20 protein-coding genes and 3 tRNA genes are annotated in these 20,885 nt (G+C 36.9%); 16 read left to right on the forward strand and 7 right to left on the reverse strand.

Features of this window, described 5'->3' with window-relative positions; all coding sequences use genetic code 11:
- Positions 1-105: 105 nt before the first annotated feature.
- Positions 106-303 carry a hypothetical protein gene (locus tag PT287_RS08710; protein WP_277134256.1) on the forward strand — a complete coding sequence of 66 codons (198 nt, stop codon included), beginning with the start codon at positions 106-108 and terminating at the stop codon, positions 301-303.
- 46 nt (positions 304-349) lie between these two features.
- Here PT287_RS08710 and PT287_RS08715 read toward each other — a convergent pair whose 3' ends face one another.
- Together PT287_RS08715 and PT287_RS08720 are read right to left on the reverse strand one after the other, a co-directional pair.
- Positions 350-934 carry an NAD(P)H-dependent oxidoreductase gene (locus tag PT287_RS08715; RefSeq protein WP_277134257.1) on the reverse strand — a complete coding sequence of 195 codons (585 nt, stop codon included), beginning with the start codon at positions 932-934 and terminating at the stop codon, positions 350-352.
- A 1-nt stretch (position 935) separates the two neighbouring features.
- Positions 936-1,472, reverse strand: coding sequence for a TetR/AcrR family transcriptional regulator (locus tag PT287_RS08720; RefSeq protein ID WP_277134258.1), 537 nt, complete (start codon positions 1,470-1,472; stop codon positions 936-938).
- Positions 1,473-2,119: 647 nt separating this feature from the next.
- Here PT287_RS08720 and PT287_RS08725 point away from each other — a divergent pair.
- From PT287_RS08725 to PT287_RS08750, 6 genes are all read left to right on the forward strand, one after another.
- A complete protein-coding gene (locus PT287_RS08725; RefSeq protein ID WP_277134259.1) occupies positions 2,120-2,758 on the forward strand; it encodes a hypothetical protein in 639 nt (212 codons plus the stop codon).
- 203 nt (positions 2,759-2,961) lie between these two features.
- Positions 2,962-3,936, forward strand: a complete 975-nt coding sequence (locus PT287_RS08730) for an SIS domain-containing protein (protein WP_277134260.1) — start codon at positions 2,962-2,964, stop codon at positions 3,934-3,936.
- A gap of 20 nt (positions 3,937-3,956) precedes the next feature.
- Entirely contained in the window at positions 3,957-4,421 is a 465-nt protein-coding gene (locus PT287_RS08735; RefSeq protein WP_277134261.1) for a PTS sugar transporter subunit IIB, read from the forward strand.
- 19 nt (positions 4,422-4,440) lie between these two features.
- The gene (locus PT287_RS08740) at positions 4,441-5,187 is read left to right on the forward strand and encodes a PTS sugar transporter subunit IIC (RefSeq protein ID WP_277134262.1); all 747 of its coding nucleotides are present in this window, start codon (positions 4,441-4,443) and stop codon (positions 5,185-5,187) included.
- A 2-nt stretch (positions 5,188-5,189) separates the two neighbouring features.
- Positions 5,190-6,014 (forward strand): PTS system mannose/fructose/sorbose family transporter subunit IID, encoded by an 825-nt coding sequence (locus tag PT287_RS08745; RefSeq protein WP_277134263.1) that lies wholly within the window; start codon positions 5,190-5,192, stop codon positions 6,012-6,014.
- 70 nt (positions 6,015-6,084) lie between these two features.
- Complete coding sequence (locus tag PT287_RS08750) at positions 6,085-6,807, forward strand: GntR family transcriptional regulator (RefSeq protein ID WP_277134264.1); 723 nt, start codon at positions 6,085-6,087, stop codon at positions 6,805-6,807.
- Between the two features lie 132 nt (positions 6,808-6,939).
- On the opposite strand, the gene PT287_RS08755 is transcribed toward PT287_RS08750, so the two are convergent.
- On the reverse strand, positions 6,940-8,112 hold the full coding sequence (locus PT287_RS08755) for an MFS transporter (protein ID WP_277134265.1): 1,173 nt from the start codon (positions 8,110-8,112) through the stop codon (positions 6,940-6,942).
- 197 nt (positions 8,113-8,309) lie between these two features.
- Here PT287_RS08755 and PT287_RS08760 point away from each other — a divergent pair, with 197 nt between their 5' ends.
- Positions 8,310-9,365 carry an SEC10/PgrA surface exclusion domain-containing protein gene (locus tag PT287_RS08760; protein WP_277134266.1) on the forward strand — a complete coding sequence of 352 codons (1,056 nt, stop codon included), beginning with the start codon at positions 8,310-8,312 and terminating at the stop codon, positions 9,363-9,365.
- Positions 9,366-9,428: 63 nt separating this feature from the next.
- Here the strand turns inward: PT287_RS08760 and PT287_RS08765 are convergent, their stop codons facing one another.
- Positions 9,429-10,238, reverse strand: coding sequence for a Cof-type HAD-IIB family hydrolase (locus PT287_RS08765; protein ID WP_277134267.1), 810 nt, complete (start codon positions 10,236-10,238; stop codon positions 9,429-9,431).
- 79 nt (positions 10,239-10,317) lie between these two features.
- On the opposite strand from PT287_RS08765, the gene PT287_RS08770 reads away from it, so the two are divergent.
- Together PT287_RS08770 and PT287_RS08775 are read left to right on the forward strand one after the other, a co-directional pair.
- Positions 10,318-10,833 (forward strand): GNAT family N-acetyltransferase, encoded by a 516-nt coding sequence (locus tag PT287_RS08770; RefSeq protein WP_277134268.1) that lies wholly within the window; start codon positions 10,318-10,320, stop codon positions 10,831-10,833.
- Positions 10,834-10,918: 85 nt separating this feature from the next.
- Positions 10,919-10,990, forward strand: a tRNA-Gln gene (locus PT287_RS08775).
- A gap of 1,724 nt (positions 10,991-12,714) precedes the next feature.
- Here the strand turns inward: PT287_RS08775 and PT287_RS08780 are convergent.
- Complete coding sequence (locus PT287_RS08780) at positions 12,715-14,715, reverse strand: BspA family leucine-rich repeat surface protein (protein ID WP_277134269.1); 2,001 nt, start codon at positions 14,713-14,715, stop codon at positions 12,715-12,717.
- A 168-nt stretch (positions 14,716-14,883) separates the two neighbouring features.
- Here PT287_RS08780 and PT287_RS08785 point away from each other — a divergent pair, with 168 nt between their 5' ends.
- From PT287_RS08785 to PT287_RS08800, 4 genes are all read left to right on the forward strand, one after another.
- On the forward strand, positions 14,884-15,594 hold the full coding sequence (locus PT287_RS08785) for a glycerophosphodiester phosphodiesterase family protein (RefSeq protein WP_277134270.1): 711 nt from the start codon (positions 14,884-14,886) through the stop codon (positions 15,592-15,594).
- 93 nt (positions 15,595-15,687) lie between these two features.
- Positions 15,688-16,869 (forward strand): aminotransferase class I/II-fold pyridoxal phosphate-dependent enzyme, encoded by a 1,182-nt coding sequence (locus PT287_RS08790; protein WP_277134271.1) that lies wholly within the window; start codon positions 15,688-15,690, stop codon positions 16,867-16,869.
- Between the two features lie 63 nt (positions 16,870-16,932).
- Positions 16,933-17,014: transfer RNA gene (locus tag PT287_RS08795), tRNA-Tyr, on the forward strand.
- A gap of 5 nt (positions 17,015-17,019) precedes the next feature.
- A tRNA-Gln gene (locus PT287_RS08800) sits at positions 17,020-17,091 on the forward strand.
- Between the two features lie 110 nt (positions 17,092-17,201).
- On the opposite strand, the gene PT287_RS08805 is transcribed toward PT287_RS08800, so the two are convergent.
- The gene (locus PT287_RS08805; protein WP_277134272.1) at positions 17,202-18,227 is read right to left on the reverse strand and encodes an SLAP domain-containing protein; all 1,026 of its coding nucleotides are present in this window, start codon (positions 18,225-18,227) and stop codon (positions 17,202-17,204) included.
- Between the two features lie 250 nt (positions 18,228-18,477).
- Between PT287_RS08805 and PT287_RS08810 the strand changes: the two genes are divergently transcribed.
- Both PT287_RS08810 and PT287_RS08815 read left to right on the forward strand, forming a co-directional pair.
- Positions 18,478-19,596 (forward strand): hypothetical protein, encoded by a 1,119-nt coding sequence (locus tag PT287_RS08810; RefSeq protein ID WP_277134273.1) that lies wholly within the window; start codon positions 18,478-18,480, stop codon positions 19,594-19,596.
- A 79-nt stretch (positions 19,597-19,675) separates the two neighbouring features.
- Positions 19,676-20,374, forward strand: coding sequence for a GntR family transcriptional regulator (locus PT287_RS08815; protein WP_277134275.1), 699 nt, complete (start codon positions 19,676-19,678; stop codon positions 20,372-20,374).
- Between the two features lie 43 nt (positions 20,375-20,417).
- Here the strand turns inward: PT287_RS08815 and tagD are convergent, their stop codons facing one another.
- A complete protein-coding gene (tagD, locus tag PT287_RS08820) occupies positions 20,418-20,804 on the reverse strand; it encodes a glycerol-3-phosphate cytidylyltransferase (RefSeq protein WP_277134277.1) in 387 nt (128 codons plus the stop codon).
- Positions 20,805-20,885 lie beyond the last annotated feature (81 nt).

The following is a 20,885-nucleotide window of genomic DNA, read 5'->3' on the forward strand; positions in this document are numbered from 1 at the left end:
AACCTAGGACTAGCTACTTATAATGAAGCTAGTCTTTTTACTTATTTAAAATAATACTTTCTGATATAAAAATCTATCTAAGTCTTACCCAATGAAATCAAAGTGATGGGGCAGAACTTTAACGGTCAAATTACTGATCCACCAACAAAGCAATTGCAAGAGCTCTATCCTAAGGTCTTGCTCACGCCGCATATTGGCTCTTATACCAGTCCGGCCCTGACTGATATGATTGCGGTCAGTTACGAAAACTTTCATCAGGTTTTATCAACTGGGCATACAGATAATGATGTTAAGTTAGAATAATCACTAAAAAAGCACAAGTTCTTGATATAAAAACTTGTGCTTTTAGTTATTTAAAGTGATAATTTGCAATTTTACTTAGGTATCGTTGCCGTCTGGCTAGTGATGAATTAGTAATACCGCCAAAATGTAGCCAATGTCTATCCTGCATACCTAACTGGTGTAAAGTTTGATTGATGAAAATTCTCTTAATTGCATTGCCATTAAATAAGCTGATGTAAAACTTAGGCGAAGTTGAAGTTGTTAAGACATATGTATGCTTGATATTAGTCAGCTCACCATGAACGCCAGTTTTGGAAACAGTGTGGGACAGGCCGTCTCCTTCCTTCATTACTTTATCGATAAAGCCTTTGAGCATACCAGGAATACTATTCCACCAAAGCGGCGTGATAAAAATAATGGTTGATGCACTTTTTAATAGGGCCAGATATTTTTTTACAAGTGGGTCATGGGTATTGCCATCATGAAATAACCGTAATTCTTCTTGGTCATAAACTGGGTTAAAGCCATCATGGTATAAGTCAATTACGGTGAAGTCACTATTATTTCTAGTCAAATTTGTCTTAATTGCTGTTAAAACGGCATGATTAAAACTTTTGTCGTAGGGATGGCAGTAGATAATTAATGTTTTCATTTCATTCGTCTCCTTTAATCATTTGAATAAGTGTTAGTTGAACTAATTGTTTGTTGTAATTTGTAATGCCGTTTTTAATTAGTAGAGCATAGCCTTGGATGAAAGACCAAATTTGAATGAAAAAATCATCGCTGGTAGTACTGCTATTTTGAGTAATTTGGTCAGTTAATTGACGCATTTTTACTAGAAATGGAAATTCGTTAGCAGTATTTTTAAAGGCAGCTGTAGCATTTTCATTGAAAAAAAGGAATTCCATTGTGTTTGGATGTTCTTGTACCTGGTTAACAAAATAATCAGCAATTTGTAGAAGTTGTGCCTCTGGCTTATCGTTGTGAAAGTCAATTTGTGCGATAAAGTCTTGTGATAATTTAATAGTTGCTTGATTAAATAGGTCATTTTTACTAGTAAAATGCTTGTAAAAAGCGCCAGTTGTTAAGCCAATTGCAGCAGTTAATTTTCGTAGTGAAAGGTTTTGAAAACCTTCTTGGTCAATAACTTTGATGGCTCTTTCAACTAATTGTTCTTCTGTTTTTTTCATATATATCTTCCTATTTTAGATAACGGTGTTACCGTGGCTTTTGATTTTATGATAACACCGTTATCTAAAAAGAACAAGAAATTCTTGTAAAATAAAAAAGCTTCCTTAGTAAGAGAGCTTTTTTATTAAGACTAATCTTCGACTTTCTTAGCTTCATTCATCGCCTTCATCAATGAAGGGTTCTTTGAGTGACAGTCCTTGATCATTTGCCAATCTTTCTCGTCTAATTTAACAACGTATTTGCTCATGATAATTTTCCTTTCATTAAAAATACAATTTAACTATAGCACTTTTCGCAATAATAGAAGAATAGAGTTCACAACAATTTTTGCAATTGTGTTGCAAAAGCAAGCACTGTCTAGACCATTTGTTATGTGAAAATTTGATTTTTTATCGGTGAATGATGCTTCGAGTGCTGATTTTAAAGGGATTGTTAATTTGAGAAAGCGCTTTTGAAAAATATTACAATTGTTACATAAATCTGTTACTGGGTAATCAATTCTTAAAGCCTGAGAGATAGTTCTGTTATGGTTCTGACATTTTAACACTGTAGTATAGAGACAATCAAATTGAGTAAGTCGTTTTTAGATTTGTTCAATTTTGGAAAGAAAATGATATGAAATTTTTTTATTAAGGAGAGATAATTTTTGAAGGTAAAATCTATCTTAGTTAAATCAGCAGCAGTGGCAGCATTAACAGTTTCAGGTGCAATGGTAATGAATAGTGCAAAGACAAGCACTGTTCACGCAGCAACGGTTGCTAATGATGCGGCAGTTGTTACAGTGAACTACGTTGACGGCAACTTAATTCACGTTTGGAATAATTACGAGAATCCAGTAGCTACCGGTCAAGTTTTACCAAGTAATTCTTCTTGGAAAGTTATCAAAACCGCTTACGATGCTCAAGGTCATAAATGGTACGACCTTGGTAAAAATCAATGGGTTAGAGCTTCATACGTTAACAAAGGCTACTCCCCAGCTCAAGATACACAAGTAACAACAAATAATGCTAATACTAATAACACTGCTGCTACTAGTCAAAATGTTGTTGCAACTGCTTCTGATTCAGAATCCAGTGCTAAGGCATGGATTGCTGGACATGAATCAGGTGGCTCATACAGTGCACAAAATGGCCAATACATCGGTAAATACCAACTTTCTTCTTCATACCTTAACGGTGATTATTCTGCCGCTAACCAAGAACGAGTTGCAGATAATTATGTTGCCAGTCGTTACGGCTCATGGGCAGCTGCTAAGGCTTTCTGGCAAGCAAATGGTTGGTATTAATTTTTAAAACTACCAATATCATAAAACTGAATAATCTAAATAGGCGTTAGTCAAAAAATTGGCTAACGTCTATTTTTTGTAATTTTTAAGTAAAAGCTCAAGTATTTTTAAAGAAATCGTTTACATTTAATTTAAAAATAGTATACTTGAATTAAAGATTATATAAGATTATATAATCAAGCATAATTTAAGGAGCGGATATTATGAAAAAAGAACATATTGATCAAATCAATAAAGCAATTGAGGAAGTTAAGAAGCGGGATATCAAGAGTATTTACTTTGTAGCTTGTGGTGGTTCACAAGCGGTGTTAATGCCAGGTAAATACATGATGGACAGAAATACTGACTTGATTAGCCAAGTATATACTGCAAATGAATTTGTTTATGATGCACCAAAATCATTGGGCAAGAATTCAATTGTTATTTCGATATCACACTCTGGTACTACCCCAGAAACTGTTAATGCTACTAAATTAGGGAGAGAAAAGGGTGCCATTACTATTAGCTTTTCTCACGCTGATGAATCTCCATTATGGCAAGCAACTGAATTTCCAATTCACTATGATTGGGGAACAGATGCTGATGCCAGTGATTTAAATAAGCCTGTAGTATATGGCTTGGCATTTAAGTTGTTAGAGCACTTTACTGGTGATAAAAAGTGGGCTGTTTGCTTTGACGAATTGAATAAGTTACAAGACTTAACAGTTAAGGTAAAGAAGGATCACGCTAAATCTGCTGAAAAATGGGGCCAAAGCTATAAGCGCAGTGCAAATATTTACACTATTGGTAGTGGTATTAACTATGGTGAAGTTTACTCAACTGCAATGTGCTGGTTTATGGAAATGCAATGGATTAATTCAGCAGCAATTAATTCTGGTGAATATTTCCATGGCCCATTTGAAGTTACAGACTATGATGTACCATTTATTTTAGTTAAGAGTATTGGTAATACTCGTCACCTTGATGAACGAGTAGAAAAATTTGCTAAGCAACATACTAAGTGCTTAGAAGTTCTTGACCAAGCAGATTTGCCATTAGATGACGTAAAGCCAGAAGCTAAAGAATTTATTGCAGCTATTTTATCTGGTGTTGTTATTAGACAAATGGTTGAGGCAATTGCCTACGAACGCGGTCATTCATTGGATGTTCGTAGATATATGTGGCACCTTGATTATTAATTAAGAGTGGGTAACTAAATATGATTAAACTTTTTAGAGTAGATCATCGTTTAATTCATGGGCAAGTTGTTTTTTCATGGGTTAAGCAATATTCTATTAATCGAATTATTGTGGCAGATGACATAGTTCCAAACAATCCAATGGCTAAAATGGCATTATCAATGGCTAAGCCAACAGATTGCGAATTGGATATTGTGCCAATTAATCAAGTTGCTTCTGTTGTTGAAGCAAATCCAAAAGATCAAATTATGATTTTGGCAAAAGGACCAGTTGAAGCATTAGCAGTAACGGAGCAAGTACCAGAAATAACAGAAATTAATTATGGTGGTGTTGCTAAAAAAGACGGTTCAAAGCAATATGGTAAAACCATTTTTCTCAATGATGAAGAATTAGAAGCAACCAGAAAAATTATTGCTAAGAACGTTAAGATTGTGGTTCAACAGGTTCCAGCAGTTTCTCCAGAAAAAGTGGACTTTAATAAGTAGTGAGTAAGGAGGATGAGTTATGTTAATAAAAGCAATCCTGCTAGGCTTAGTGTCGATAGTCGGCGTAATTGACTCAAGATTAATTGGACGTCAAAACGTCGGGAGACCTTTAATTCTATGTACATTGACCGGTTTAGTGCTAGGTAATTTAAAAGCTGGCATTATTTTAGGTGCTTCGATGGAATTAATCTCAATGGGATTTGTTGCCATTGGTGCCGCAGCTCCGCCAAATATGCAAATTGGTAGTATCGTGGCTACAGCGTTTGCAATTATTTCTGGTGCTAGTAAGGAAACGGCTCTAGCTATTGCGTTGCCAGTAGCTGTTGCAGCGGAATTTATTGATATTTTAATGAGAATGATTATTGCGCAATTTGGTCACGTAGCCGATAAGGCGATTGATGAGGGTAAATTTAAAAAAGCCCAGCATATTCATGTGATTTGGTCATTTTTATTAAACTCAATATTGTATTTTGCCTTGATTTTCGTTGCCTTTTACTTTGGTGCCAATTCGATCAAGCCAATCGTTAATAGTATTCCTACTGTAATAACTCATGGGTTAACAGTTGCGGGTAACCTATTATCAGCATTGGGATTTGCTATGTTGCTGAGTACAATGCTCAGTAAAAAGCTATTTCCATATTTCTTATTTGGCTTTTTAGTAGTTGCGTATTCTAATTTGAGTCTGATTGGCTTAACCTGCTTCTCGGTTTTGTTAGCCTTTATTATGGATAAAGTCAATTATGGTGGAAAGAAGGCGGCGAAATAAAAATGGAAGAATCTGAAAAGAAAAGCATCATTACAAAGAAAGACTTACGTAAGGTTTTCTTTAGATCAATGACCATTATGTGTTCGTGGAACTATGAGCGGCAAATGCATATGGGCTTTATGTACGGAATGGCTCCAATTTTAGACAAATTATATGCTGATGATTTGGAAGAAAAGAAAAAGGCCTATAAACGTCATATGCAATTTTATAACTGTACGCCGCAGTTGACTTCCTTTATCATGGGGATTGCTGCTTCGATGGAAGAACAAAATGCTCAAAATAAGGGTGAATATGATCCTGAGTCAATCTCAATGATTAAGACTAGTTTAATGGGACCTTTTGCTGGTATTGGTGATTCGTTTTTCCAAGGTACAGTTAGAATAATTACTTTTGGTATTGGGCTTTCATTTGCCAAGCAAGGCAGTATTTTAGGTCCATTGCTAGCAGTTGGGCTATTTATGATACCTTCATTGCTGACTTCATATTACGGTACATTTTTAGGTTATAATTCTGGGAACAAGTACTTAACTAAGATGTATCAAGAAGGTTTAATGGACCGCATAATGGAATTTGCTTCTATTATTGGTTTATCAATAGTCGGTGGCATGGTTGCTAGCATGGTAGATATTACGACGCCGATTAAATTTGCTGCAGGTGGTGCTAAACTAACTTTGCAGTCAATTTTAAATCAAATGTTTCCTAAAATGTTACCCTTGCTGTTTACTTTAGCAATCTATTATTTGATTAAGAAAAAGATTAATACAAATGCCCTCTTAATTGGTATTATCATTTTTGGTATAATAATAGGTGCTTTGGGAATTTTGTAAAATAAAAGTCCATTTTCAGCTTAATGTCTGATAAATGGACTTTTTTATTGCTTTATAGTAGGATACACGTATGAAAAAGCTAAAAGATGATAAACTATTATATTTACAAATTGCTTCTTTGATTAAAAGCAACATTTATTCTAATAAGTATTATCCCACACAAAAATTACCAACTGAAAGCGAACTTTGTGTTTTGTATTCAGTTAGTAAAATAACAGTTCGTAAAGCAATAAAAATTTTAGAAGCTCAGGATTTAGTTAAAAAAATTCGTGGTAAAGGTACTTTTGTAAAAGTTAAAAAAGAAAGTTTACAAATTGGGAAAAATTCAGTTGGTTTTACTGACTTTTTTTCAACTAAAGGACAACAATTAGAGAGCCAATTTTTGCAAACGCAATTTATTAATGAAGTTAATGAATTGCCAGAAGAAATTCAAGCTAAATTTTCGGTTCCAGTTGTTTACATTAAACGTCTTTTTATTAGGGAAGGAGTACCGATAGGACTAGATAATCTCTATGTTTCTGGTGAGGAATTTCCTAAATTTATTGAAAAGATGCTAACATCAAAAGGCTTGTATAATACTTTGCTAGAATATTATGGTGTCAAGATTACTAAATCAGAATTGAAAATTGATGGCATAACGGCAGATGCAGAGTATGCGGATGAATTAAAGTGTGCACTTGGTGATCCTTTGTTTGTTGTTAAAAAGGATGGCTATACTGCAGATCATCAATTAATTCACTCTTCTAAGTCAGTTGTTAGGTGTGATCGCATAGAATACAAGTTTACTATTTAAAATCGTAAATAATAGATATTAGGGAAGACAGTTTATGATGTCTTCCTTTTATTTTGGATAAAAATATCCTGTTAACCAGATACTATAAGGTATCTGGCAACAGGATATAATAGATAGTTTTTAAAATTAATATTAACTATTCAGTGGCTTTTTATTAGTAATAATGATTCCTGAGATTAGCAGTAGCACACCTAAAATCGTATAAGCAATAAAAATTGGCGTCCAGGAATGAAGCAAGCCTTGCAAGTAGCCTGATAAGGCAGGACCAACTGCTGCTAAGAGATAGCCAAATGATTGGGCTGTCCCTGACAGTTGAGCTGTTTGCCTAAAGTTAGCCGACTTCTTTTGAAAGAAAACAACGCAGAGACTGAAGGCTGAACCGGCGCCAATCCCTAGAATAATTGCTAGAATCACATTAGCAGTGAAGTTTCCGGGGAATAGCAGTAATAGTCCAGCACCTATGGCAAAGCCACCACCGACAATGCTGGAAGCTAAAGCCATACCGATCTTTTTTCGAGCAATAATTGGTGTCAATAAGGACATTGGCATCCCGCATAACTGAAAAATTGTTGCCAATAGCCCAGCCGTTGTCACGCTAAAGCCTGTGCTGGTCCAAAAGCTTGGCAGCCAGGTTAACATTGAATAGTAGAGCAGTGACTGGGTACCAAAGAAGAAGGTAATTAACCATGTTAGTTGATAGTGATTAATTGAAGTAACCTTGTTTTGCGTGGTTGCCTTAACATGGTGTGGTTTAGGAACGATCCGGACAACAACTGCCCATAATAAGAATCCACCGAGGCCAATTAAACTAAATAATGCCAGTGTCATTGGCAAATTGATTTTTTTAACTAGCGGAGCTGCAAGTCCGGTCCCAAGAGAAGCTACTAATCCCATGGTAAAAGTGTAAAGACTGGTGAAAACCGTCGCCTTAGTTGGAAAATATTCCTGAATAACGGCGGGAAGCAGTACGTTACCACCGGAAATCCCGACACCAATTAATACTGTTCCTAATAATAGGAAGTAGCTGTTAGGAATAACGCGTAAGTAGCCGCCGATTGCTAGGATTAAAAGTGTAAAAAATAGCACTCTGGCATTACCTTGCTTAATCCCAAGGTGAGCAATGACTGGCGATAATAAAGCAAACATGACTAGTGGAATAGTTGTCAGCCAGCCGCTCATACTTGGCGCCAAGCCAATTTCGCTTTGCAGCCAGGGTAAAATTGGCGGAATCATTGTAATTGGCAGCCGTAAATTAGCGGCAATTAGTAAGATACCTGCACCAATTAAAAAATTTTTCTTTTTCACATTAACACGTTCTTTCAATTTGTTTTGCTTATCAAAGCACCAGTTAATAACTTTAATGGAAAAATAATATTTTGGCAAATAGACTGTTTTAATAAGAGAAGCAGAATTAAATTAATTGGCATTAACTAGCAATAAGTTTTAAAATGACAGTTAAAGCCACAAAGAGATATAGAACTATCGACTCTCGAGGAAATTAAATGAAGAAAAATAAATTTGCGCTTGCTTTAATTAGTGTTACTTTGTTGTCGATTGGTATGGCAGATGTGCAAAACACTTCTCAATCCGTCATAGCGGCAACTCAAGGCTATGTCAAGGTTAAGACAAAGAAAAAGGTTCGGCTTTATTGGGCTTCTGGGAAACATTCTAATTATTATGCTTTACCGAATCGCAAATATTCGTATAGTAGTAAAAGTCGAATTGGTAAGCGGCATGTATCTGCCTATAAAATTGGTAATAATGCGCACTGGATTTTAGCTAAAGATGTGAAGACAGTTAAAAAGGCAAAAGCTGTTACCTATGCTAAAGCTCAAATGGTTTTGCCGCGAGGGTACACTCGGGCAGAATTACTCAAGGCATATGAGGGACACCCTAGTAAGGCGTTTGTCGCTGCTTCCATGCAAGGGATGAAGACCAATACTTTTAGTCGTAATCATCTTGCCGAGAGTAAGGCAGATAATCAGACGCAGGTTGACTTAGATAATATCACGCTAGAGCAATTGACGACTTTATCGGATTTTTCTCTTAGATTAATTAATGAAGCTCGCAATAACTTGGGTCTGAAGGCTTGGGTGGATAGTGCTGGTGCGCAAAAATTGGCGCAAACAATTGCGACAGAGTACGAACAAAATGGTAAAACGATCAAGGATGGTCATTATGTGCCAGGCATTGTTCGGGCCTGCCAAGCTAACGGTTTAAATTTGAACGATAATTATGTTGAAGATATGGCTGGCTTTTATAATCAGAAGCAAACATTGTCGATGACTGAGCTGAAGAAAAGTATTTATTTTGGCATTAAGCAAATGATGTTTGGCTATGTTGGCAGCGGTGAAAGTGATCGCGGTAAACGTAGTTACTATCAAGAATGGGAACATGCTGGAGATCTGTTTAACACGCAAGGTTCTTTGCACGATGGTGATTATAATTATTTCGGCTTTAGCGTATCGCGAACTGATGACATTTGTTCACTACATTTTATTAGTGTACCGACCTATGTTGTAAAAGATCAGAAGTATAATTTGAGCTTCAAGCCATAATTTTAAAAATTTAAAAAGGCAGTTTACACTTGATGTAAACTGTCTTTTTTTTGCTTGATAATTCTAAAAAACGAATTTGGTAAAAGCTTGGCTAATACCGTTATCATTATTTGAGCTAGTTATATAATCAGCTTGCTCCTTAGCCTGCTGGCTACCGTTACCCATGCACACACCTGTACCAGCAAAATTAAACATCGGAATATCGTTACGCTCATCGCCAAGTGCCATGACCTCGCTAGCATCAATATTTAACGTAGCACAAAGCTCTTTTAGACCATTACCCTTGTTGACCTTGGGATTGAGCAGCTCGATGAAGTGAGGGTCGGAGCGAATAACATAGAGCTCTTTGCCAAATTCAGCTGAAATGCTGTCTTGATAACGATCAAGTAATTCAGACTCGCCGACAAAGCAACCTTTAGCAACCGAAAAGTTGTTGGGTAATTCGTCTGGTGTACGCACATATAGAGGAGCGGTATTTTCGTAAGCCTGAAGATAGACAACGTAATCAATATTATGATTAGCGGTGATAATGTGTGAATCTTCGTCCACAACGTTAAAAGGTAACTTGTGTGCTAATGCAAATGCCGTCATTTTGCGATAAAGTTCATTGCCAACCAAATCTTTAGTGATAATTTTATCGTCAGCATCGCGTGTAATTGCGCCATTTAGGGTAACGGCGTATTGCTTTGGACCAGTAATGCCTAGTTCTGTCATATATGGCTTAAGACCTGCAATTGGCCTGCCAGAACAAAGTACAATTTTGACGCCTTGGTTAAGTGCCTTAGTAATTGCTGCTTTAGTGCTGGCTAAAATCTGCCCAGCTGAATTTAATAAAGTGCCGTCAGTGTCGATTGCGACTAGTTTAATTGCCATGTTATTTTCCTCCTAGCTGTTGCTATCATTACTATCATTATACTAAAATTAAACTATTAATAATAGTGGAGGAAAAAGAATGTCAGTTTATATTCGCTTGGCGCAAAACGCTGATATGCCGGCAATTATGATGATTATTAACCAAGCAAAAGAGTTGTTAAAACGCGATGGTAGCCCTCAATGGCAGGATGGACATCCTAATAGGCAAATGTTTCAGGATGATATTATCAAGAAGCGCGCGTACGTGTTAATTGTTGACCAAGAAGTAGCGGGAGTTGCGGTTTTACAAACTACTCCTGATCATAATTATGATGAAATTACGGGTGCATGGCAAAATACGACGACGGAATATGCAACAATTCACCGAATTGCAATTTCTGATCAATATCGCGGCCAACATTTGGGAATGATTTTTATTTCCAATTTATTGTCGCGGGGAGTATTCTTGGGCTTTCATAACTTTCGCATTGACACGCATGCTTTGAATAAGCGTATGCAGGGGCTAATCAAGAAGTCAGGTTATCAATATCGCGGTGTAATTCAAGTTGACCCAACGCCAGATGGGGCTAGATATGCGTATGAATTAAACTTATAACAAGAAAATAAAAATTTTACTTGACTTGAGCGTTACATTTCTCTATACTTATCAATGTTGAGTGACAAGTAAAAGCTCAAATGTTTGGGTTATAGCCAAGCGGTAAGGCACTAGTTTTTGGTACTAGTATGCGCTGGTTCGAATCCAGCTAACCCAATAGATGTAATTAGTCTTAATGTCAACTAGCTTCAAGCGTTGGTGTTAAGGCTTTTTTGTTAAATGAAATTAAGTAAAATTATGCCGAATTACGTTGTTAGGTTACAACATTTTTGCAATGGTGGGCTAATCAAAATATTCTAAAATTGGTCTAAACGTAAAAAAGTGACCCGAAAAATGCTATAATAATTGTGTTCAGTAATTTAAATCTATTAGCTTAGATACCTCAAGAAAGCCTTAATAGCGGGCTTTCTTTTTGTTTGTCATTAATTTAGTTTAAACAGTTTTTAGTAAAAAAGTGCGGTGCAAAATTTTGTAAATCGGTGCAAAGTTTTTGGTACTGATTGTGTAATAGATTGAGATAATCAGATTTAATTAATGTGTAGATGCAAAATTCGGTGCATCCCTTTAGGGTGTTAAATTGTTTACAGGGGGTCTGTGATTTACCAACTCCTTTAAGTTAAATCACTATAAGCCAACTTGATACCGAAATGGTATCGAGTTATTCAATCATGTTTTACGACGGTATTAAAAAATCCTCTGCGTAAACAGAGGATCATTTTAATGACTGCCTAAAGTAACCAGCTTTAGGACTTTTTGAGGTTCAGCCTCATTGATATCATTCAATATCATTCTACAATATTTTAGGTCATTGTCAACGTATAAAATTCTGGTAAAATGACTAATGGAATTATCTGAGATTTAATCACTCTCAACTATGATAATTCTAGGAGGTGGAACTCCGATGATAAGTTTTATTATTGGCGTGGTATCTGGGATACTAGCCAATGTTATTGCTGATATGATTGTCGATTATATTAGACGTCATCATAAACAATAATTTCAAAAGGGGAGCGTGTGGGCAATACCACTACTCTCTTTTTATTATAGCAGCTGAGGTACTGAAATGGTACTAGAGAGATCCTAACTACCTGATAGCAATAAAAAATCCTCTGTACAAGCAGAGGATCATTTTAATGACTGCCTAAAGTAATCGGCTCTAGGACTTTTGAGGTTTTACCCCGCGATAAGTTTTATCGTGAATATTGTACGAAAGAACATTAGCATTGTCAACGTATAAAATTCTGGTAAAATGACTAATGGAATTATTTGAGACTTAACCACTCTCAATTATGGTAATTCTAGGAGGTGAAGGCCTCTATGGTATCATTCATTTTGGGTCTAATATCAGGTATACTAGCTAACTTAATTTCTGCATGGTTATATGACCATTTCAAGAAATAGTCCAACATTTAAAGGGAGTAAGCAGGTAAAGCTGCTGCTCTCTTTTTATTATAGCAGCTGAGGTACTGAAATGGTACTAGAGAGATCCTAACTACCTGATAGCAATAAAAAATCCTCTGCATAAGCAGAGGATCATTTTAATGACTGCCTAAAGTAATCGGCTTTAGGACTTTTAAGGTTTGAAGCCTTGTAAAATCTCACTAGCTTAATTCTACAATATTTTTAGTTATTGTCAATGAATAAAATTCTGGTAAAATGGCTAATAGAATTACTAGGGACTTAATCACTCTTAATTATGGTAATTCTAGGAGGCGACAAGCCTTGAAAGATCTCATAATTGGCTTAGTATCAGGTATATTCGCCAATGTTATTCTGAATTGATTATAGATCACTTCAAAAATCATAGTAAGAAATAATTTTTCAAAAGAAGAGCGTGTGGACAATACCACTGCTCTCTTTTTATTATAGCAGGAATTATGCCTACTTAAAATTACTTTCTTTAACGTATTTTCCACTATCGATGCAGTAGTAATTTTTGCCATTAATTGTAACTACTGGACCTAAGACAAGTAATGAATGATTTTTCTTTAATGATTTTTGCCGTGCTTTTTTACCAAATTGATTGTAGACGTAAGCATTATGACGTAACTTTTTAACTGTAAATTGTGGCTTTTGCTTACCGCCATACATTACATAAGTAGCGGCAGGGCACTTAGCGTTTGCTTGATTGTATAAGGTCTGTAATTCGCCAGTTGTAAAGGTTTTGCCATTGGGTTTGTTGACAGTTCCTGTACCGACTGCTTGAATATGGTCTTTGCCACTTGCAAGGCTTGCATCAGGATAAATCCGGTGATGACCTAGTTTTAAAATAAAGCCAGAGGGATCACCTGTGTTTTTAAGCATATCTTGAATTAAATCGGTTCGATCAAATTTGTTATGAATAATGTGGTTAGTATCAAAGTTGCTGAGATCAAGTTTGATCAACTTAGTATCGTCTTGGAAGGTAAAGCGATTGTGCGTGACCTTTTTGGTATTAAAGCTTGATAAATTGATAGTCCGCAAATTCTTAGCACCTTTGAACATCCCGCTCATCCGATGTAATTTCTTGGTATTAAAGCTTGATAAATCAAGGTCGGTTAAACTAGTTGCACCGTTAAACATGTCGGTCATATCAGTAACTTTTTTGGTATTAAAACGACTTAAATCAATGCTAGTTAAATTAGGAGTATCGCGGAACATACTGTTCATATTGGTAACGTTGCTGGTGTCAAAATTGTGTAAATCAATTTCAGCTAAGCCGCTACCTTGGAACATTTGGTCCATATCAGTTACATTTTTAGTATTGAAACTAGAAATATTCAACTTGGCTAAGTTGGTATCGTTAGCAAATAATCCTTCCATGTTGTTAACTTGGCTTGTATTAAAGCTTGCAAGGTCTAGCTCGGTTAGATTCGGGTCACTGTTAAAGACCAGCAACATGCGCTTAACGTTTTTAGTATTAAAATTATGCAAATTCAGCTTAGTTAAAGCCGTATCGCGTTCAAACATGCCGCTAATGTCTGTTGCTTTGGCAGTATCCAGACCGCTGACATCAACTACCGGCAGTTTGGGATTATTGCTGAGCATGCTGTTAAAATCAGTTACATTATGAGTATCTAATTTTCCTAAATTAAGGGTAACCAATTGTGGATTATTAGCAATCATGCTGCGCATGTTGGTGACTTTACTAGTATTTAAATTACTAAGAATGAGTTCGGTTACACCAGTTCCTGAAAACATGTTGGCCATATTAGTAACGTTGCTCGTGTCAAAATTGGCGACGTTCAGCTTAGTAACATTCGGGGTGTAATCAAACATTCCTTCCATATTAGTAACTTTTGCAGTGTTGAATTTACTTACATCAAGGTTAGTTAATTTGTCATCACCAGCAAACATCCACGCCATGTCGGTAACCTTACTGGTATCAAAATTACTTAAGTCCAAATTGCGCAAATTATTATCTTCTTTAAATAAAAAGTGCATGTTGGTTACATTGCTGGTGTCAACTTTGTCTAATCCAGTAATGTCTTCTAGACCTTCAAGTTGGCAGAAAAGGTAGCGCGAATCGGCTGGTAACTTAATTTGTCCGGTGAAGACAAGGTGCTTAAGCTTACTGTCTCTGTATACTTGTTCTTCAGTATCTTCGTCGCCGAATTTACTACTGCTAGTGACAATTTGTGCTAACTGCTCAGTTCCCAGTTGGTTGCCAGTGCTGCCTGGACTAATGGTTAAGGTCTGAGAGTTTTTGTTGTATGTCCAGACACAATCGCCATCGTTACCAGTGGTGATTTGATTGTCAGTTAGTTCACTTGATGTCTGATTTTCAGTGGGTGCAGCGGCATTAATAATAGTATCTGTACTGGCTAAGATAGCTGCACTAACGGCAACTGCATTGAATAGTAATAGGTGCTTTTTACTTTTTAAAAAATATTTTTTCTTCATATTAATCTCCTGTATTATTTATTACTTACCGTTATTGTAAATGTTTAGTTATTAAAAGTTAATTAGGATTAATAAAATTTTGCTTTTCTATTTAAAAGTGGGGGTAATTGGTTTAAGATAGCCTCTGTAATTTGTTGGAAGATTAATAGAGGTCTCAATAATAACATTATGAATACTGGTAAAAATAAGACAATCGTATTTGGTCATCGTGGTTATCCCGCAAAATTTGCGGAAAATTCTCTTGAAGGCTTTCGCAATGCAATTAAAAATGGCGTTGAGGGTGTCGAATTTGATGTTCATTTAACTAAAGATGGTGTCCCAGTTGTGATGCACGACGAACGTGTTGACCGCACAACTGATGGTCAGGGCTATATCAAGGATTTTACGCTAGTAGAGCTGCGGCAATTGCATTTGGCTAATGGTGAGCCGGTGCCAGAATTGCGTGAGCTCTTTGACTTGCTTAGCGGCAAGGATGTTTTAATTAACTTGGAGTTTAAGACGGGAATTATCCATTATCAAGGGATTGAAAAGACAGTGTTGTCTTTGGCGAAGCAATATCAATTTGTTCATCCGCTTATTTATTCGTCCTTTGATTACGTAACGCTAAAGAATTGCCAAGAAATTGACCCTAACCAGATATATTGTTATTTGACGGATCAGGATGTTACTAACTCGGCTAAACTAATTAAGGAAAATCATTTTGCTGGGATTCATCCGGGAAAATTTCTCGCCTCACAAGAAGCAATCACGCAGCGAATTTGGACAGTTGATGATCCAGCTGTTGCCAAAAAATACTTTCAGCGGCATGTTGCCGGAATTTTTACCAATAATTATCCTGTAATGATTAAATTGCGGAATCAAGTGCAGGGCCTGGCATAATAAATTAGCTAAAAATTAAAAAATAATTGTAGAAAAATGATGATATTAATTGTATAATTTGTTCATATGAAAAAGAAAGTTTGGTGAAATTATATGGTTAAATTAATCAATTATATGAAAAAAGGCTTAGCAGATGCTCCTTCAAATCCGATTTTGAAGTTTTCTGATTATGCTAGCAAGATTCCGGATGTTGTTAAGTTCACGCTAGGTGAGCCCGACTTTAACACCCCAGAACATATTAAGGAAGCTGCCAAGAGGAGTATCGATGATAACCATTCTCACTATGCACCTTCTAACGGTACAATGGGGCTTAGAACGGCGGCAAGTCAATTTTTAGCTAAAAAATATGGTCAAAAGTATGATCCAGCTACTGAAGTTTTGGTAACTAATGGGGTAACGGAGTCAATTTTTGACGCCGAAGTCGCATGCTTAAATCCTGGCGATATAATGGTTGTTCCAACACCAGCTTTCTCATTATATATGACTGATGAAACTGTGTTGGGAACAGGTGTTAAAATCGTTGAGATTGATACTTCTGCTGACAACTTTAAGTTGACACCAGCTAAGCTGCAAAAAGTTATTGATGAGTATGGTGACAAAGTTCGGATGCTCGTGATGAACTATCCAAGCAATCCAACTGGTGCAATGTACAGTCAAAAAGAGCTTGATGCTTTAGCCGATGTTGTCCGTGATAAGCCAATTTTTGTTGTTTGTGATGAAATTTATAGTGAATTAAATTACGATCAACCACATGCCTCAATGGAAAAGAGCCTGCACGATCAAGTGATCTTGATGAATGGGGTCTCCAAGTCTTGGGCAATGACTGGCTACCGGATTGGGATTGTTTGTGCGCCAAAGGATATTTTGGAACAAATTGCCAAGGTTCACCAAGCAGCCAACACTACTGAGCCAACACCAATGCAAGATGCCGCTGAAGAAGCTTTTAAGAATGGCATGGATGATTCGCAACCAATGAAGGCAGAATTCCTAAAGCGGCGCGACGTTCTTTACAATGGTTTGACTAAGATTGGCTTTGAATGTGTCAAGCCAAACGGTGCTTTCTACATTTTTGCTAAAATTCCGGATGGTTTTGAACAAGATGATGAAAAGTTCATTTATGAATTGGTTGACAAGGCTCGCGTAGCCGTAACTGCCGGTTCCTGCTTTGACAAAGGCGGTAAGGGTTGGATTAGATTTTCTTATGCCGTTTCGATGGATGTAATTAATGAAGGTCTAAAACGACTGGAAAAGTTCGTCAAAGAAAATAAGAAATAAAATTTAAGCAATTTTTACTTGCAATTACGCACGTTTTTCGGTAATATAATTAACGTGCGTTATGGAGGAGTAGCGAAGTGGCTAAACGCGGCGGTCTGTAAAACCGCTCTCTCTGAGTTCGGCGGTTCGAATCCACCCTCCTCCATTGATTGGGTTATAGCCAAGCGGTAAGGCACTAGTTTTTGGTACTAGTATGCGCTGGTTCGAATCCAGCTAACCCAATAATTCTTAAAAGAATTACCCAACCCTAAAAGAAGCAACTTCTATTCAGAAGTTGCTTCTTTTTTGACAAAAAAATATCCAGCCTAACGACTGGATATTAGTTTTAATTATTAAAAGTTAGCCCGTTTAATGTAGCGGTTGTTGTCAACGATGTAGTAACGTTGACCCTTAATTAAAACGGAGCTGCCGTAAGTGCGAACACTAGACTTAGCAGATAATACCTTGTGACCAATCCGCTTACCGTGCTTATTATATAAGTAAGAATTGTGAGTCAATGTTCGCTTAGTACCATCAATGTTAGCTGCTAAGATACGCTTGCGACCGTGGTCAAATTCGTAATACTGTTTGCCATTGATTGTTTCGCTAATGGCGGCATAGCACTTAGTACCAATTTTTAAAATCAGTTTATTAGTCCGTTTGCCGTTTTTGTCATAAATGTAAGCCTTGTGTTTGAGAACACCATTAATGACTAACCCATCAACATCACCAGGACGTTGTGGTGTTGGGTTGATTTCAACTAAGTCGCCTTTTTTAATGTATTGATTTTGGTCAATTAAGTAGTATTCAGTACCGTTGATGCGGACAGGATCGCCAAAGGTAGGGATGTATTGGTCTTTAGCTAAAACAATTGGCAATCCTTGGTTACCGTTTTGATCGTAAATGTAAGAATCACGAGCAAGTTCACGAGTTTTGCGGTCAATATTTCCGGCAGCAATGTATAATTGATTCTTTAAGTTGTAGAACTTACGGTTATTGATTAAAGTTGTACCGTAAGTTTCAACAGTTGAACCAGCATTCATTGTTACATCATTGGCCCGTTTGCCGTCTTGATTGTACAAAAAGGCATTGTGAACTAACGTTTTTTCTACAGGATCAAAAGACTCCGTTAATTTTTGGCGAACAACTGGTTTATCATCGGTATCGTTAGTCTTAGTCGGAATATTTGTTACTTCGGCCTTAGGTGCAGTCGCGGTTTGTGTTGTCTTAGCATTAGTGGCAGCAGTAGTTTCTGCACTTACAGTTTGCTTACTGAGACCAACTAAAGAGGTAAGAGCTAAGCCGATTAATCCAAACTTGATAATATTTTTATTTGAGAAACGATCATAGCCAGTAAATTGTTGACGGTTATGTTTCATATAGAATCCAACCTTTCTAAAGCTTCTTTAATAGTAGTGTACTGTTTTCTAAAATACACCTTCATTTTACCTTAAAACCAAGATTTTCTCGAATTTTTTTGTTAAAAACAATTTGCTTAAGTTAGGGCAAGCAAATTAAAATAAAGGGGGCAGTGAGTAAGATTTATTTTTACAAGTTAGTTTTAACTATTGATCTTGAAAAAATAGTACAATGATAGCTAGTTTACTGTTCACTGAGAAAGGGATTGTTATGCCAAGACTAATTAAAGTGGGAGCTGGTGGTGGTGAAATCAGCTGGCATGAAGCGCTGAAGGATTTACGCGCTGATGATGTAATGTTTTTGGAGCCGGGATTTTATGAATTGCCGCAAGGAATTACCTTAGCAGATATTACAATTAAGGGCACTGGCAGCTTGCCCGAAGATACGACGATTTTGGGGTATGTTAATGTCGCTGCTGACAGTCGGTTCGTCAATTTGGAAAACTTATGCATTAACACAAATAATGATAATAATACTTTGTTTGTACCGGCTGAGGCGAATACTTATCTTAGTTTGCGTAATTGCGTCATCAAGGGCTTTGGCAGTGATACGGCAGCGATTGCGGCTAACGGTAAGATTACGCTTGAACTTTATTCAACTAAGATTATAAACGGCTCGGTATCATTGTTTGCGGACGCCGATTTTCGCTTGGAAATGAATGATTCTTCTATTGAAAATGTGGCCGAAGAATTTGGCGTTTTGGCTTTGGAAGGTCGCGGAACAGCAATAATTAATAATTCGCGGATTCATGGTAGTATTGATACTTTTGTCAAAACTAATGCCGAAGTGGATTTGAATAATTCGGTTGCCGATACGATTTTATTGCAAGGAAAAACATGGCTGAATATGCTAAATAGCAAGATTTTGTCTGATGATGACGCTTGTATGTATATTACCGATGACTCTTGGGTGAATATCGTTGATAGTTATTTCACCGGTGGGATATATTTGGACAAAAAGCCCCACGTAATTGTTCAAAATAGCCAGCTTAGTCGGATAATTGCAGTTAATGAGACGCAAATTACCCTGATTAATTCAGTAATTTTAAATCATGCGGACTTTCAAGATACCGCAAATTGTATTGCACGACGGGTAACCTTTAATGGTGGCAACGAATACCAATATTTTTTGGCATTAGGCGACAAGGCACAAATTGAAGGACACGACTTGGTGTTTAATCCCAATGGTGCAAGTTTAGCGGTTCAGGATAACGCGCAAATGCGGGTTAGTGTAGTTGCCTCAAGTGAGGAATTATTGCCGGTAGAATGCAGCTCAAAGGCCAATGTCAATATCTTAGGAATTAAATGGACCGCTAAGAAAAAATCGTGATAAAAAACTAGTCGTTTTTGTTTGTGCAAATTAGACCAATTTAGATTATAATAAAAGGACACATTTGGAGGAGTGCCTTATGGAAGAACCAATGTACATCAAAATTCATAATCAGATTAAACGCGACATTGAAAATCACGTCTATCGTGTTGGCAGCAGGATCCCTGCCGAGCGGCAATTGGCGCTAAAGTTTGGCGTGTCCCGCATGACGCTGCGACAGGCGATTAAGACCTTAGAGGATGAGGGGATTTTAGAGCGTCGCCTTGGCAGTGGTACTTATGTTGCCAGCCAGAAGGTCCAAGAGAAAATGTCGGGTATTATGTCGTTCACCGAGATTACCCATGCTAACGGGCAGACACCATCAAGTAAGTTAATTTCCTATCATATTGGTAAACCATCTTTGTCAGAAAAAGAGCGGCTGAACCTCGCCGATAGTGAAGAAATTTTGCGGATGGAACGGATTCGTTATGCCGATGAGGTGCCGATATGTTATGAAGTGGTTACTATTCCATATCGCTTAATTCAAAAAATGTCTAAATCTGATATTTCTTCGCACCTATACCAAACTTTAGCCAAAAGCGGCTATGAAGTTGGCCGGGTAACCGAGCATATTTCGGCTGCGGTTGCTAACGAAAATGCGGCGCGCTTATTAGATGCTCGCAAGGGCGAGGCCTTAATTACAAGGTTGCAGGTAACGGAACTAACAACTGGTGAGCCGTTTGAATACACGCGAGCTAGCTATGTTGCTGATCGGTTCGAATTTACCTTTTCAAAATAAAATAAAACTCTGAATTAACAAAAGTTAGTTCAGAGTTTTTTAATTATTTCAAGTCTTCTTTGATTTTACTAGTTGAAATTCCGGGAGTGCGGGGTAAATAGACAACCTTGCAATATGGCTTGAGAAAGTCGAATTTACCTTCCCAGTCATTGCCCATGACGAAGGTATCAATGTCGTAGTTTTGAACATCACTAATTTTTTGTTTCCAACCGTCTTCTGGGATGACCTTGTCAACGTAGCGAATTGCTTCCAAAATGTATTTGCGTTCGGCATAATTATTGTAAGATTCCTTGTGCTTTTGCAGTTGGTTAAATTCATCAGTTGAAAGGCCAACAATTAAGTAGTCTCCCATTTCCTTTGCCCGTTTGAGCAGGCGAACATGTCCGTAGTGCAGTAAATCAAATGTGCCGTAAGTAATAACTTTTTTCATTTTGTAAACGCTCCTATTTGTGCAGTCGCCGTAATCGTATCATATTTATAGTATATAAGTTAAAACATATCCCGCAAGGCC

Source organism: Lactobacillus sp. ESL0679 (assembly GCF_029433515.1).
GTDB lineage: Bacteria > Bacillota > Bacilli > Lactobacillales > Lactobacillaceae > Lactobacillus.